The organism is Enterobacter sichuanensis (assembly GCF_002939185.1).
In the GTDB taxonomy this organism is placed as follows: domain Bacteria; phylum Pseudomonadota; class Gammaproteobacteria; order Enterobacterales; family Enterobacteriaceae; genus Enterobacter; species Enterobacter sichuanensis.
Genome location: NZ_POVL01000034.1, coordinates 11161 through 25077 on the forward strand (window position 1 = coordinate 11161; position 13917 = coordinate 25077).

The following is a 13917-nucleotide window of genomic DNA, read 5'->3' on the forward strand; positions in this document are numbered from 1 at the left end:
GCCTTACCCACCTCATCAAATAACGCATTAAATCCGATGCTGCACGTATGACATCAAATGCCTTTGGCTTGGTATACGCTACCCTTCACATCATGATAACTCTACAAAAAACTGCGAGTTGTGTGATCGTCATAACATTAATGGAATATCTGTATAGGGCCCATGAATACTGGAAGTTATAGTCAACACAGACAAATTGCACCGTCCAGCCATGTCAAACACAATTGTTATACGTAAAACATAACTGGCGATTTACTCGGGGAACACTGATGTCGAACATACAATTGAGGAATGTCACCAAGCGCTTTGGCGACACCGTTACCTTACACAACGTGAATCTGGAGATTGAAGACGGGAAGTTTGCCGTTTTTGTTGGCCCTTCCGGCTGCGGTAAATCGACCCTGCTGCGCATGATTGCGGGTCTGGAGGAGATTAGCGAAGGTGAAGTCTTAATCGGTAATGAGGTGATGAATGACGTCGCCCCTTCTCACCGGGGCGTGGCAATGGTCTTTCAGTCTTACGCGCTCTATCCGCATATGACCGTCGCGGAAAACATGGGCTACGGTCTGAAGGTGAATAAAGTCCCGAAAGATCAGATCCGTCATCAGGTGGAGATGGTGGCAAAAACGCTGCAGCTCTCACACCTGCTGGACCGTAAACCTAAACAACTGTCCGGCGGGCAGCGCCAGCGCGTGGCGATTGGTCGCGCCATCGTGCGTAACCCGCGCGTCTTTATGTTCGATGAACCCCTCTCTAACCTGGATGCTGAACTGCGCGTCGAAATGCGCCTGCACCTCGCCCGACTGCACCAGGAGCTGAAAACCACCATGGTGTATGTGACACATGACCAGATAGAAGCGATGACGCTGGCGGACAAAATCGTGGTCATGAACTATGGCAAGGTTGAGCAGATGGGCGCGCCAATGGATCTCTATTACAAACCAGCGAATAAATTTGTCGCCGGGTTTATCGGTTCTCCGAAGATGAACTTTCTGCCCGCCACCGTCGAAGCCTGGCAGCCGGGCAAGCTCACCGTAAGATTGTCACAGCAGAAGTCGCTCACGCTCGCGATAACCACCACACCGCTGCAGCCGGGCAGTCAGGTCACACTGGGCATTCGTCCGGAACATTTAACCACCGACGTTAAGCGCGGCACGCCGCTGGAATTTAACTGTGAAGTGGTGGAACGGCTGGGGAACAACACTTACCTGTTTGGACAATGCTACGGCCATGACAACGTGAAGATCTTGCTGCCGGGCGACGTGAAGTTCGCGCCCTGGCAGAAGATAGACGTGGCGTTTGACGACCGTCACTGCATGGTGTTTGACGAGCAGGATGTGCGGGTGAGCGCAGATATCGACGATGCGGTGCGTTCGGTGGCTTAACCCGCGCCACCGTCAGCCAGCTTTCTCACCGCCCGCCCAAACGCCTCAATCGCCAGCGCGACATCCTCAGCCATCACCGATTCCGCCGGATGATGGCTGACGCCGCCCCTGCAGCGCACAAACAGCATCCCCACCGGCCAGCGCTCTGCCAGGGCGATGGTGTCGTGCCCGGCGCCGCTGGGCAGGGACACGGTACGCCCCTGCACCGATTCAACGGCGTCGCCCAGCAGATGCTGCAGACGCGCATCGCACGGCGTGGCGGCGATCCGGTAAAACTCCTCGGCGCCAAAACGTAACCCGCGACGGGCGGCGATGGCCTGCGCCTGCGCCAGCAGTTCAGCGAGTAGCGCGTCCAGCGGGGCATCCTGCGGGCCGCGAATATCCAGCGAGAGCGTAACCTCGCCGGGTATGACGTTAACCGCACCGGGCAGACAGCGTAACTCCCCCACTGTCGCCACGAGATTGCCGCCGGCTTGCCGGGTGGTGTTTTCAATCAGCACCATCCATTCGGCGGTAGCGGCCAGGGCATCTTTACGGTGAGCCATCGGCACGGTACCGGCGTGCCCGGCCTCGCCGGTGAAGCGGCAGTTTAGGCGGCGCGCGCCGTTGATGGCTTCCACCACGCCCAGCGCCAGCCCCTCCTGCTCCAGGCACGGCCCCTGTTCGATGTGCAGCTCCAGACAGGCGCTGAAATCGTGCGGATGGCGTGCCGCCAGCCCCACGCGGGTGGGGTCGAGTCCTGCCTGCACCATCGCCTGCGCCACGCTGATGCCCTGGGCATCGCACGTCTCCAGCCAGCCCTGCGGCCAGGTTCCCGTCAGACCACGGCTGCCCAGCAGGGTGATACCAAAACGGGTCCCCTCTTCGTCACCAAAGCCGACAATCTCAATCGCCTGGGCCAGGTGCACGCCCTGCTGGTGCAGGCTGTCCACCACTTCGATGGCCGTGAGTACCCCGAGCATGCCGTCGTAGCGCCCGGCGTTGCGCACGGTATCCAGATGCGATCCGAGCAGCACCGCCTGCGCCCCCTCCTGCTGGCCTTCATAGCGTCCACAGATATTGCCCACGCTGTCCTGCCAGACGGTCATGCCCGCCTGGCGCATCCACTCTCCAACAAGCTGGTTGGCCTGCAGATGCTGCGTGGAGAGATACACCCGCGTCAGCCCGTCCGGGGTTTCGCTGATGGCGGCCAGCGCGTCGGCACGTGCCATCACCCGTTCTGCCGGGCTCACAGTGGCGTCTCGCGGCGATAGTGGTCCCACGCGGCCTGCATCGCCGCCCCCTGCGAGGTCGTGAATTTCAGGTAGTTCAGCACCGACTCCAGCGCGCTCAGGGTGGTCATCACGCAGTCTTTGCGTGCGTTATAGCCCATGGTGCCAATGCGCCACACCTTGCCGTGCAGCGGACCAAACGAGGTACCGATTTCGATGCCGAAATCTTCCAGCATCAGCTTACGCACCTGGTCGCCGTTGATCCCCTGCGGGATCACCACCCCCAGCACGTTGTTCATCTTGTGCTTCAGGTCGCCGAAGGTCTCCAGCCCCATCGCCTGAATGCCCTTCAGCAAAGCGTCACCATGCAGCTTATGACGCGCGATGCCGTTATCCAACCCTTCCTGCAGGATCAGCCGCGCGCATTCGCGGGCGCCAAACAGCGCGGTGGTCGCTTCGGTGTGATGGTTCAGACGCTCCGGCCCCCAGTAGTCCATCACCATGCCGAGATCGAAGTAGTTGGAGTAGATCATCTCCTCGTCGCCGTCGCGGTGGGCGTCGGTACGGATGCCCTCCTCAACGCATTTGCGACGGCGGATCGCCTCCTCCATCCGCGCGCTCAGGGTGATCGGCGACGTGCCCGACGGGCCGCCGAGACACTTCTGCATCCCGGCCGACACCGCGTCTAGCCCCCAGGCGTCGGTCTCCAGCGCGTTGCCGCCGAGCGACGCGGTGGCATCGGTATAAAACAGCACATCGTGACGGCGGCAGATCTCGCCAAGCGCCGCGAGCGGCTGCAGCATGGTGGTGGAGGTATCGCCCTGCACGGTCAGTAGCAGGCGCGGACGAATACGTTTAATCGCATCTTCTATCTGGTCCGGGGTAAACACCTCGCCCCACGGCACCTCGATGGTATGCACCTCTGCCCGACAGCGGCGGGCGATTTCGCACAGCAGGTGACCAAAGCGGCCAAACACCGGCACCAGCACTTTATCACCGGGGCGAATGGCGGAGACCAGAATCGCTTCAATCCCCGCGCGGGAGGTGCCGTCCACCAGCATCGTCCAGCGGTTCTCTGTACAGAACACCCCGCGATAAAGCGCCATCACCTCGTTCATGTAGTGGGTCATAGCCGGGTCGTACTGGCCAATCAGCTGGCTCGACATGGCGCGCAGCACGCGCGGGTCGGCGTTGATCGGGCCCGGGCCCATCAGCAGGCGCTGCGGCGGATTGATTTGCGGAAAGTGTGCGATATCCATTGTTCAGTCCTTATCAGTTGAGGCCGCGCACGGAGGAGATGAACTGCTTCAGTTCGGTGGTCTGCGGGTTGGCGAACAGCGTTTTGCTGTCGCCCTGCTCCCAGACTTTCCCCTGGTGCATAAACACCACGCGGTCGCCCACTTCGCGGGCGAAATTCATTTCATGGGTAACCAGTATGAGCGTCATCCCTTCGGCCGCCAGCTGCTCGAGCACTTTGAGCACTTCGCCCACCAGTTCCGGGTCGAGCGCGGAGGTGATCTCGTCACAGAGCAATACTTTCGGCGACATCGCCAGCGCCCGGGCAATCGCCACGCGCTGCTGCTGGCCGCCGGAGAGGCTCGACGGGTAGTAATCCAGACGGTCGCCGAGACCGACTTTCTCCAGCATCTGCTGCGCCAGCGCCCGGCATTCGGCGGCGCTTTTCTTCAGTACCCGGCGCGGGGCGAGCATGACGTTCTCCAGCGCCGTCATGTGCGGAAACAGGTTGAAGCTCTGGAACACCATTCCGACCGAGCGGCTGATTTCACGCGCCTGAGAGTCCCGGTCGGTGATGGTCATGCCGCCCAGCTTGATGCTGCCGTCCTGATAGCCTTCCAGGCCGTTAATACAGCGCAACAGCGTGCTTTTGCCCGATCCGCTGCGCCCGATAATGGAAATCACCTGGCCCATGTCGATATCCAGATCGACGCCCTTGAGCACGTGGTTATCGCCGTAGTACTTCTGCACCTGATTAATGGTGATGAGAGGCATTGAATTTCGTCTCCAGATAGCGGCTGTAGCGGGACAGCGGATAACACAGAATAAAGTAGCCCAGCGCCACCAGCGCAAAGACCTTAAACGGCTGATAGGTCACGTTGGTCAGCATGGTCCCGGCCTTGGTGAGCTCAACAAAGCCGATAATCGACGCCAGCGCGGTACCCTTGATCACCTGCACGGCAAAACCGACCGTCGGGGCAATCCCAATCCGCAGCGCCTGCGGAGCAAGCACCCGATAAAGCGTCTGGCCGAAGGTCAGCCCGAGGCAGCGAGACGCCTCCCACTGCCCCTTCGGCAGCGCGCGAATACATCCGTTCCAGATATCGAGTAAAAACGCGCTGGTGTAGAACGTGAGCGCCAGCGAGGCGGCGGTCCACGGCGAAACGTCAATACCAAACAGCGCCACGCCGAAGAAGGCCAGGAACAGCTGCATCAGCAGCGGCGTGCCCTGAAACAGCTCGATATAGCCACGAATGATGCGCTTCACCGTGCGTCCGCCCGTCAGGCGCAGCAGCAACAGCGGCAGCGTCACCACCGCGCCGCCGACAAACGCCACCAGCGACAGCAGCACCGTCCATCGCCCGGCCAGCAGCAGGTTGCGAATAATGTCCCAGTCGGTAAAGGTGGTCATCATGCCTGCACCCCCAGCCATTTGCGTCCTGCGGCCATCATCAGCTGGCGCAGGGTAATCGACAGCGCTAAGTAAATCCCGGTTGTCACCAGATAAACCTCAAAGCTCAAAAACGTTCTGGACTGGATCAGGTTGGCGGCAAAGGTCAGCTCTTCATACGAGACCTGCGACACCACCGACGAGCCGAGCATCACAATAATGCACTGGCTCACCAGTGCCGGGTAAATGCGCTGCAGCGCGGGCGGCAGCACCACGCGGATAAAGGTCTGCAGGCGGGTCAACCCCAGCACGCGTCCGGCCTCCCATTGCCCTTTCGGCGTCACCTGGATCCCGGCGCGGATAATCTCGGTGCTGTACGCGCCGAGGTTCACCACCATCGCCAGCAGCGCCGCTTCCCCCGCGGTCATCTTCAGCCCCAGATTCGGCAGGCCGAAGACAATGAAAAACAGCTGCACCACGAACGGCGTGTTGCGGATGATCTCGACGTACCCACCCCAGATCCGGCTGTACCACGTTGGGCGTCCGCTTCGGATCGCCGCCCCGAAAATACCTGTCGCCAGCCCGCCCACGGTCGCCAGCACCGTTAGCTGAATGGTGACCCACAGCCCCGCCAGCAGCTCCGGCCAGTGCGGCCAGAGCGCGGAGAAATCAAGTTGCTCCGTCATCGGCTCAGGCGCCAAGGTTTGCCGGCAGCGGAGCCTTCAGCCACTGCTCGGACAGGCCGTTCAGCGTGCCGTCCTTAATACCCTGCTCAATCAGCGCGTCCACTTTTGCCTTCAGGGCTGGTTCGTTCTTCTTCAGGCCAATAAAGCACGGCGAGTCTTTCAGCATAAAGCTCGGCACGGGGGCTTTCGCCGCGTTCTGACGCGAAATGGCCGCCACCACGAGGTTACCGGTTGCCACGTACTGCACCTGCCCGGAGAGATACGCCGACAGCGTGGTGTTATTGTCTTCGTAGCGTTTTACGTTGGCATCTTTCGGTGCCAGGCTGGTCAGCACCATGTCCTCCACTGCTCCACGCGTCACGCCAATGGTTTTTCCGCTCAGGGCGGCGGCATCTTTCAGCTCGGCGCCTTTCGGGCCAAACACGCCGAGGAAGAACGGCGCGTAGGCGCGGCTAAAATCGATCACCTTCTCGCGCTCCGGGTTTTTCCCGAGGCTGGAAATGACCAGGTCCACCTTATCGGTTTGCAGGTACGGCACGCGGTTAGCGCTGGTCACCGGGACCAGCTGCAGCTTGAGCTTCATCTGCTTGGCCAGGTAGCGCGCCATGTCGATGTCATAGCCCTGCGGCTGGAGATCGGTCCCCACCGATCCAAACGGCGGGAAGTCCTGCGGTACGGCGATACGAATAGTGCCGCGCTTCTCGATATCCTGAAGCTGGTCAGCCTTTACCGGCAGGTTGGTGAACAGACAGACGGCCCCGGCCAGTGCAATTAACAGTTTTTTCATGGTGCTTCCCCGTAACGTTAACATGAAACAAAAGATTCTTTGAATGTGTTTTTGCAACTAATGTGCCAGATAACGCAGCGCAGAGAATTTTCTGTTAACGCCTGATAAAACGCGGGCGGGGCGAAAATGTGCCCCATTTTCGCCCCGCCGTTCTGCACCATTTCAATGCAAAGCACCAGCCTGATGCCCCATTATCGTTGTTCCAGTTCATCCAGCTGCTGGTAGAGAGAGGCAATATCGTGAATGCGCGGGCGGCCTTTATCGAGGATCTCATGCAGCAAGGCATTTGAAAGCAGGTTGATCAGGCTGTTGACGGACGAATAGCTGTCATAGGCCGAGACGCTGTCCAGTGGGGCGCAGAGCTGCCAGCTCGCCAGCGGAAACAGGCTGTGGGCCTGCGGCTCGCACATCAGCAGCACCGGAATGCCGCTGCTCTGAAGCTGCTGCATCAGCGGGCGGATAATGCGCGGGCGGCGGCGAAAGGCCATCATGACCACCAGATCGTCGGGCGTTAAATCCACCAGTTCCTCGCTCAGGCTCTGCCCCGGCTGCGGCAGCACCAGCACCTGCCCGCGCGCCTGCAGCAGCTGCTGGCGCAGGTGCAGCGCCGCCGGATAGGCGTTACGCATGCCGATGATGACAATGCGACGCGCCTTCACCATACAGGCCATCGCCTCGGCAAACTGCTGCGCGTCGAGGGCATTAACCCACTGGGTCAGGTTCGCCATCTCCTGCTTGTAGTGGCGCGCCAGCAGCGTGTTGCCCTGCACCGCGTCGCGGTTGTCGGTAAGCGGCATCCCGCTCTGGCGCAGGGTGCGCAACTCGTCGCGCATGTCCTTATATTTCTCATAGCCCAGACGCTTAAACAGACGGCTGACGGTCGCTTTCGACACCCCGCTCAGCTGCGCCAGCTCGGCGCTGTTGTAGCCGATCAGGTCGTCAAAATGATCGAAAATAAAATCCGCCACCCGCTGCTCCTGCGGCGACAGCGACGGGTATTGTGCTTTCAGACGTTCATCTAACTGTTCCATAGCGCCTCTGTAACTTTTGTTTCATCACATTTTGCTTTTCATTATACGTATCATGATACGTGCCAGTTTACTGAAACTTTTCTTTCAGAACTGGAACAACTTTTGCAGCGCCTTGTGACCTTCAGGGTTATGAGGACTCTTCATGCACAGTAATGTTTCCACACGCGGAATGGCCGTTGCGCCCCACCATCTTGCCAGCCAGAGCGCGCTGGCGGTGCTGCGCGAAGGCGGCAGCGCCATCGAAGCGATGGTGGCGGCGGCGGCGACCATCGCCGTGGTTTACCCGCATATGAACGGCCTCGGCGGTGACGGCTTCTGGCTTATCGTTCCGCCGCAGGGCGAGCCGATCGCCATCGATGCCAGCGGCGCGGCGGGATCGTGCGCGACGCTCGCCGCCTACGACGGGCTGGCACATATTCCCCATCGCGGACCTCAGGCGGCGCTCACCGTCGCCGGAACGGTCAGCGGCTGGGACGAGGCACTTAAGGTCTCACGTGAAATGACCGGTAAATCGCTGCCGCTGCCCCGCCTGCTGACCGACGCCATTGAGTATGCGCAACACGGCACGCCGGTCACGCCCTCTCAGGCTCACGCCACGGCGAGTAAATTCGACGAGCTGAAAGATATCCCCGGTTTTGCGGAAACCTGGCTGGTGAACGGTCAGCCGCCAGAGGTCGGGAGCCGCTTTTATCAACCGGCGATGGCGTCCACCCTTAAGCGGCTGGCGGAGGACGGGCTGGACAGCTTCTATCGCGGTCCGCTGGCGGAGGTGCTGGCGCACGGTATGGAGGCGCTGGGCCTGCCCGTGACGCTGGCCGATTTACACGCCCACGCAGCCCGGCGCACCACGCCGCTGACGCTGCAGCATCAGCAGGGGGAGGTGTTTAACCTCGCCCCGCCGACCCAGGGGCTGGTCTCGCTGGCGATCCTCGGCATCACCGACCGGCTGAACATGGCGGACGCCGACGACGCCGACACCCTTCACCGCATTGTTGAAGCCACCAAGCTGGCCTTTGGCCTGCGCGATGCCCATATCACCGACCCGCGCGAGCTGAAAACCGATATTCAGCGCCTGCTGGACCCCGCTGCCCTTCAGGTGCTTGCCGACAGGGTTGACGACAGCCGCGCCGCCCCGTGGGGAGCCGGCAAAGGCCCCGGCGATACGGTGTGGATGGGGGTGATGGACAGCAGCGGCCTGGCCGTGTCGTTTATTCAGAGCATTTATCACGAATTCGGCAGCGGCGTGGTGCTGCCCGATACCGGCATCGTCTGGCAGAACCGCGGCGCCTCTTTCAGTCTCGATCCCAATCATCTTTTAGCCCTCGCGCCGGGTAAACAACCGTTCCATACCCTCAACCCGGCGGCGGCACGTCTTAAGGATGGGCGGGTGATGGTCTACGGCTCAATGGGCGGCGACGGACAGCCGCAAACCCAGGCCGCCCTCTTTACCCGCTACGTGGTTCAGGGCGTGCCGCTGCAGGAGAGCATCTCCCGCCCGCGCTGGCTGCTGGGGCGCACCTGGGGACAAACCTCGGACACCTTAAAACTGGAGGGCCGTTTTTCTCCCGAGACTGTCGCACGCCTGCAGGGGCTCGGTCACGACGTGGAGCTGTTCCCGGACTTTAGCGAAGCCATGGGCCACGCGGGTGCGATAGTACGCCACCCGAACGGGTTGTTTGAAGGCGCGTTCGACCCACGCAGCAACGGCGCCGCCACCGGATTCTGAGGAGAAAATAATGAACGACGTACAAGCTGAGTGGCACGCCTATCTGGCGCAAATGGAGTCCGTGCTTGGCATTGCGCTGGATGAGGCCCGCCGCGCCGAGCTGCATCTGCAGTTCAGCCGCATTGCCGGCATGGCCGCGCCGCTGATGGCGCTACCGCTCGACGACCGTCTGGAGATTGCAGGAGTGTATAAAGCATGACGCTACACGAGATGAGTATCAGCGACATTCAGCAGGCGCTCAGCGCAGGCGAGCTGAGCGCCCGCGAGATCGCCCGCCAGACGCTGGAGACGATTGCGAAGGTTAACCCGCAGATCAACGCCTGGACCACGGTGACGCAAGCGCGCATGCTCGCCGAGGCGGACAATATCGACACCCTGCGCCGCGAAAAGCGTCCGCTGCCGCCGCTGGCGGGCGTGCCCTACGCGGTGAAAAACCTGTTTGACGTTGCCGGCCACACCACTCTCGCCGGGGCTGAACTGTTCAGCCAGCGCCCTGCCGCAGCCGCTGACGGCTTCGCGGTGCGCCAGCTGCGCAGCGCGGGTGGGCTGCTGACCGGCATGGTGAATATGGACGCCTACGCCTACGGCTTTACCACCGAAAACAGCCACTACGGCACGACGCGTAACCCGCACGACCTGACGCGCATTGCGGGCGGTTCATCCGGCGGTTCGGCCGCCGCCGTGGCCGCCGGGCTGGTGCACTTTTCGCTCGGCACCGACACCAACGGTTCGATACGCGTCCCGGCCTCCCTGTGTGGGATCTATGGCCTGAAGCCCACCTTTGGTCGCCTGTCGCGCTCCGGCAGCCATCCCTTTGTCGCCAGCCTGGATCATATCGGCCCCTTCGCCCGTCGGGTGGGCGATCTGGCCTCCGTGTACGACGCGCTGCAGGGGCGGGACAGCAGCGATGGTTTTCAGGCAGAACATCCGCATGAACAGACGCGTCCCCTGCTCGACCGCGGCCTGGAGGGCCTGCGCTGCGCGGTGCTCGGCGGCTACTTCACCACCTGGTGTGACGCCCAGGCCAGAGATGCCGTGGCGCGGGTGGCGAAGGCGCTCGACGTGCAGGATGAACTGCACTTCCCGGAGGCCGAACTGGCGCGCGCCGCGGCGTTTATCATCAGCGCCTCCGAAGGGGGAAATCAGTACCTGCCCGCGCTTCGCCGTGAGCCGGAGCGTTTTGAGCCGCACTCCCGCGAGCGGCTGCTGGCAGGGGCGATGATCCCCTCCGCCTGGTACATTCAGGCCCAGCGGTTTCGCGCGCATGCCCGGCAGGCGTTTAAGACCCTCTTCGCGCAGGCCGACGTGCTGATCGCCCCGGCCACCCCGCGCAGCGCCACGCTGGCGGGCGAGCAAACCATGGAGATTAACGGCCAGCCGCTGCCGATTCGCGCCAGCATGGGGATGCTGACCCAGCCGATTTCGTTTTTAGGCCTGCCCGTGACCACCGTACCGCTGCGCACCGCGCAGGGAATGCCCATTGGCCTGCAGCTCATTGCCGCGCCGTTTAACGAGCAGGCCTGCCTGCGCGTCGCGCGCGTGCTGGAGGAGAATGGAATCACCGATGCCCGCCCGGCGGAGGTAGCGGTATGATGAATCACGATGACATCAACCTCCCGTGGGTGGTGGCGGAAGTGACGGCCGCCTTTTACCGCTATGAAGACGCGCTGGTGAGCAACAACATTGCGGTACTGGACGAGCTGTTCTGGCACGACAAAAACACGGTGCGTCTGGGGGCGGGTGAAAATCTCTATGGGATTGATGAAATCCGCGCCTTTCGCGCGGCGCGCCCTGCCGCCGGGCTGCAGCGGACGCTGCGTCACACCATCATCACCACCTTCGGGGAGGATTATGCCGTGTGCAGCACCGAATTTACCCGCGAGGGCACGCAGCGCATTGGCCGCCAGCAGCAGACGTGGGTGCGGTTTGCCTACGGGTGGCGGATTGTGGCGGCGCAGGTGAGTGTGATGGCGTAGGGCCACCGGGCCAACGTTGGCCCTTAGGCCGGGTAAGGCGCAGCCGCCACCCGGCTAAACACGGCACACTTACTTCTGAAACGGATGCACCTCCCGCCAGTGATCGGCAATCTGCTGGCGGGTACAGACCCACACCCGCTCATGCTGCTGCACGTAATCAAGGAAACGCTGCAGCGCGCGAAAACGCCCAGGGCGCCCCAGCAGGCGGCAGTGCATGCCGATGGACATCATCTTCGGCGCGCGTTCCCCCTCTTCGTACAGCACATCAAAGCTGTCCTTCAGGTACATATAAAATTGCTCGGCGGTATTAAACCCCTGCGCGGTGGCGAAGCGCATGTCGTTCGCATCCAGCGTGTAGGGCACAATCAGGTGCGGTTTGCGGGTGCCGTCGCTGCAGGCCACTTCCGTCCAGAAGGGTAAGTCGTCACCATAGTAGTCGCTGTCGTAATCAAAGCCGCCGTGCTCCACCACCAGCTGACGCGTATTAGGGCTGTCGCGCCCGGTGTACCAGCCGGTGGGTGGCTTGCCGAACAGATCGGTCAGAACATGCACCGCTTTCTGCAGGTGTTCACGCTCCTGGCTAATATCCATGTTCTGATAGTGGATCCAGCGCCAGCCGTGGCTGACCACGTCGTAATCCGCTGACTTAATCGCCTCAACGATTTCCGGATGACGCGCCAGCGCCATCGCCACGCCAAAAACCGTCAGCGGCAGGCCACGCTTTTGAAATTCATTGTGGATCCGCCAGAACCCGGCGCGGCTGCCGTATTCGTAGAGGGAGTCCATCGACATATGTCTGTCCGGGTAGCTGGCCGCACCGATGATGTCCGACAGGAACTGCTCCGACCCGGCATCGCCATGCAGAACGTGGTTTTCCGCCCCCTCTTCATAATTGAGCACAAACTGCACCGCGATGCGCGCCTGATTCGGCCACTGCGCGTGCGGCGGGTTGCCCGCGTAACCGCGCAGATCCCGCGGGTAATCCTGTTCAAATAGCGCCATCGCGTCTCTCCTCACCTTTAAAATGGATTCAATGCCTGAAATTGTCCGCTTAACGCTTTGTTTTCCGGGAACGCCAGGTCCCCGTGCTTGCTGGTCGACAGCCCCAGCGCCACCAGCGACTCCACCATCTTCACCGCCGCGCTGACGCCGTCGATCACCGGTACGCGCAGCTCGCGCGTCAGCTCCTGCGCCAGCGTCGCCATTCCGCCGCAGCCCAGCACAATGGCGCCGCAGCCATCCTCTTTCAGTGCCTGTATACAGCGGGCACGCACCTTCTCCTGCGCCAGACCGGAGCCGTCTTCCAGCGCCAGCACCGGGAGATCGATGGCGTGCAGCGCCGCACAATGATCCTGAAAGCCATACTGGTGCAGCAGATGACGGGCAATGATCAGCGTGCGCGGCAGCGTGGTGACCACCGAGAAGCGCGTCGCCACCAGCGTGGCCATATGCATGGCGGCTTCAGCGATGCCGACTACCGGCCCCTGCGCCAGCTCGCGCGCCGCCAGCAGACCCGGATCGCCAAAGCAGGCGATGACGTGACCGTGCACGCCCTGCTGCCTGCCGAGTTTGACCTGTTCGAGAACCCCCACCGCGGCGATAGCCTCATCAAAGTGGCCTTCTATTGAGGGCACGCCTGCACTGGGGCAGACCGCGAGGATTTCCGTGCCCGGTGCGGCCACCGCACGCGCCGCCGCGCCGATGGTTTCCGTCATCGCCAGGCTGGTGTTGGGGTTGATCACTTGTATACAGACTGACATTACGACTCCTTGTGGCCGGCGAACAGCCGGGCAAAATCAGGCAGGCACTCACCCGCCCGCTCGAAGCAGAGGCTGGCGACGATATGTTCAAAATGGTGCATTAAGGCATCACTTAGCGGCTGGAGCGCCTTCTGGCGCAGCAGATCCACCAGCTGTTCGTGATCGTTGCAGCGGCAGCCCTGACGCCACGGCGCCCCCCAGGTGGCAATCACCAGCGAGGAGCGCTGGCTCAGGCCGGTCACCATCTCCGTCAGCACCTGATTGCCGGAGATGGCCTGCAGCTGAATGTGAAAATTAGCGGAGTGGCGGATCGCCGCCGGACCGTCGTAGGCCTCGTGGGCCTGCTGCTCCTGGCGAATAATGGCCTCCAGCGCGGCAAGATGCGGCGACTGACAGTGCGCCAGCACGTCCGGCAGGTTGGCAACCTCCAGCAGCGCGCGGGTGCGGAAGATGTGCCGCGCCTCTTCGACCGTCGGGCTGGCAACGTATGCACCACGCCTGGGCGTTAAGGTGACCATTTGCACAGCGGCGAGTCGCTGCAGCACCTTGCGGATGCCCGTACGACTCACGCCAAACACCTCCGCCAGCGCCTCTTCCGGCAATTTGCTTCCCGGCAGCAGCTGATGTTCGACAATCGCGGTCATCAGCGCCTGGAAGATGGATTCGTCTTTGTCATGCAGGTCTGGCGCGGTCTGCAGGGCATGTATGTTGTTCATTCACCACTCCGAA

The 13917-nt window shown here is 61.9% G+C and carries 14 protein-coding genes and 1 pseudogene; 5 read left to right on the top strand and 10 right to left on the bottom strand.

Going from position 1 to position 13917, the window contains the following annotated elements:
• Positions 1-269 precede the first annotated feature (269 nt).
• Positions 270-1385: an ABC transporter ATP-binding protein gene (locus C5687_RS15410; protein WP_104557273.1), complete on the top strand. Its 1116-nt coding sequence runs from the start codon at positions 270-272 to the stop codon at positions 1383-1385.
• Here the strand turns inward: C5687_RS15410 and hpxK are convergent.
• The 7 genes from hpxK to hpxU form a co-directional block, all read right to left on the bottom strand.
• A complete protein-coding gene (gene hpxK, locus C5687_RS15415; RefSeq protein ID WP_274378553.1) occupies positions 1382-2647 on the bottom strand; it encodes an allantoate amidohydrolase in 1266 nt (421 codons plus the stop codon). The genes C5687_RS15410 and hpxK overlap by 4 nt on opposite strands.
• Entirely contained in the window at positions 2614-3855 is a 1242-nt protein-coding gene (locus C5687_RS15420) for a pyridoxal-phosphate-dependent aminotransferase family protein (protein ID WP_104557275.1), read from the bottom strand. The genes hpxK and C5687_RS15420 overlap by 34 nt, the downstream gene beginning before the upstream one ends.
• A 13-nt stretch (positions 3856-3868) precedes the next feature.
• The gene (locus tag C5687_RS15425) at positions 3869-4606 is read right to left on the bottom strand and encodes an amino acid ABC transporter ATP-binding protein (protein WP_023327069.1); all 738 of its coding nucleotides are present in this window, start codon (positions 4604-4606) and stop codon (positions 3869-3871) included.
• Entirely contained in the window at positions 4587-5243 is a 657-nt protein-coding gene (locus C5687_RS15430; RefSeq protein ID WP_162299948.1) for an amino acid ABC transporter permease, read from the bottom strand. The genes C5687_RS15425 and C5687_RS15430 overlap by 20 nt, the downstream gene beginning before the upstream one ends.
• Positions 5243-5908: an amino acid ABC transporter permease gene (locus tag C5687_RS15435; protein WP_025755908.1), complete on the bottom strand. Its 666-nt coding sequence runs from the start codon at positions 5906-5908 to the stop codon at positions 5243-5245. Before C5687_RS15435 ends, C5687_RS15430 begins: the two co-directional genes overlap by 1 nt.
• Positions 5909-5912: 4 nt before the next feature.
• Complete coding sequence (locus C5687_RS15440) at positions 5913-6695, bottom strand: transporter substrate-binding domain-containing protein (RefSeq protein WP_095451679.1); 783 nt, start codon at positions 6693-6695, stop codon at positions 5913-5915.
• A 191-nt stretch (positions 6696-6886) separates the two neighbouring features.
• On the bottom strand, positions 6887-7726 hold the full coding sequence (gene hpxU / locus C5687_RS15445) for a MurR/RpiR family transcriptional regulator HpxU (protein ID WP_047958226.1): 840 nt from the start codon (positions 7724-7726) through the stop codon (positions 6887-6889).
• 142 nt (positions 7727-7868) lie between these two features.
• Here hpxU and hpxW point away from each other — a divergent pair, with 142 nt between their 5' ends.
• From hpxW to hpxZ, 4 genes are read left to right on the top strand one after another with little or no spacing between them, the layout of a single operon-like run.
• Positions 7869-9452, top strand: coding sequence for an oxamate amidohydrolase (hpxW, locus tag C5687_RS15450; RefSeq protein ID WP_095451678.1), 1584 nt, complete (start codon positions 7869-7871; stop codon positions 9450-9452).
• A 10-nt stretch (positions 9453-9462) separates the two neighbouring features.
• Positions 9463-9651 (top strand): oxalurate catabolism protein HpxX, encoded by a 189-nt coding sequence (gene hpxX / locus C5687_RS15455; RefSeq protein WP_104557277.1) that lies wholly within the window; start codon positions 9463-9465, stop codon positions 9649-9651.
• On the top strand, positions 9648-11045 hold the full coding sequence (locus tag C5687_RS15460) for an AtzE family amidohydrolase (protein WP_104557278.1): 1398 nt from the start codon (positions 9648-9650) through the stop codon (positions 11043-11045). The genes hpxX and C5687_RS15460 overlap by 4 nt, the downstream gene beginning before the upstream one ends.
• Positions 11042-11428: an oxalurate catabolism protein HpxZ gene (gene hpxZ, locus C5687_RS15465; protein ID WP_104557279.1), complete on the top strand. Its 387-nt coding sequence runs from the start codon at positions 11042-11044 to the stop codon at positions 11426-11428. Before C5687_RS15460 ends, hpxZ begins: the two co-directional genes overlap by 4 nt.
• A gap of 69 nt (positions 11429-11497) precedes the next feature.
• Here hpxZ and puuE read toward each other — a convergent pair whose 3' ends face one another.
• The 3 genes and pseudogenes from puuE to C5687_RS15480 form a co-directional block, all read right to left on the bottom strand.
• Positions 11498-12397 (bottom strand): allantoinase PuuE, encoded by a 900-nt coding sequence (puuE, locus tag C5687_RS15470; protein ID WP_238380488.1) that lies wholly within the window; start codon positions 12395-12397, stop codon positions 11498-11500.
• A pseudogene (gene hpxA, locus C5687_RS15475) lies at positions 12315-13188 on the bottom strand (allantoin racemase). The gene puuE and the pseudogene hpxA overlap by 83 nt, the downstream one beginning before the upstream one ends.
• The gene (locus tag C5687_RS15480; RefSeq protein WP_104557281.1) at positions 13188-13904 is read right to left on the bottom strand and encodes a GntR family transcriptional regulator; all 717 of its coding nucleotides are present in this window, start codon (positions 13902-13904) and stop codon (positions 13188-13190) included. The pseudogene hpxA and the gene C5687_RS15480 overlap by 1 nt, the downstream one beginning before the upstream one ends.
• Between the last annotated feature and the right edge of the window lie 13 nt (positions 13905-13917).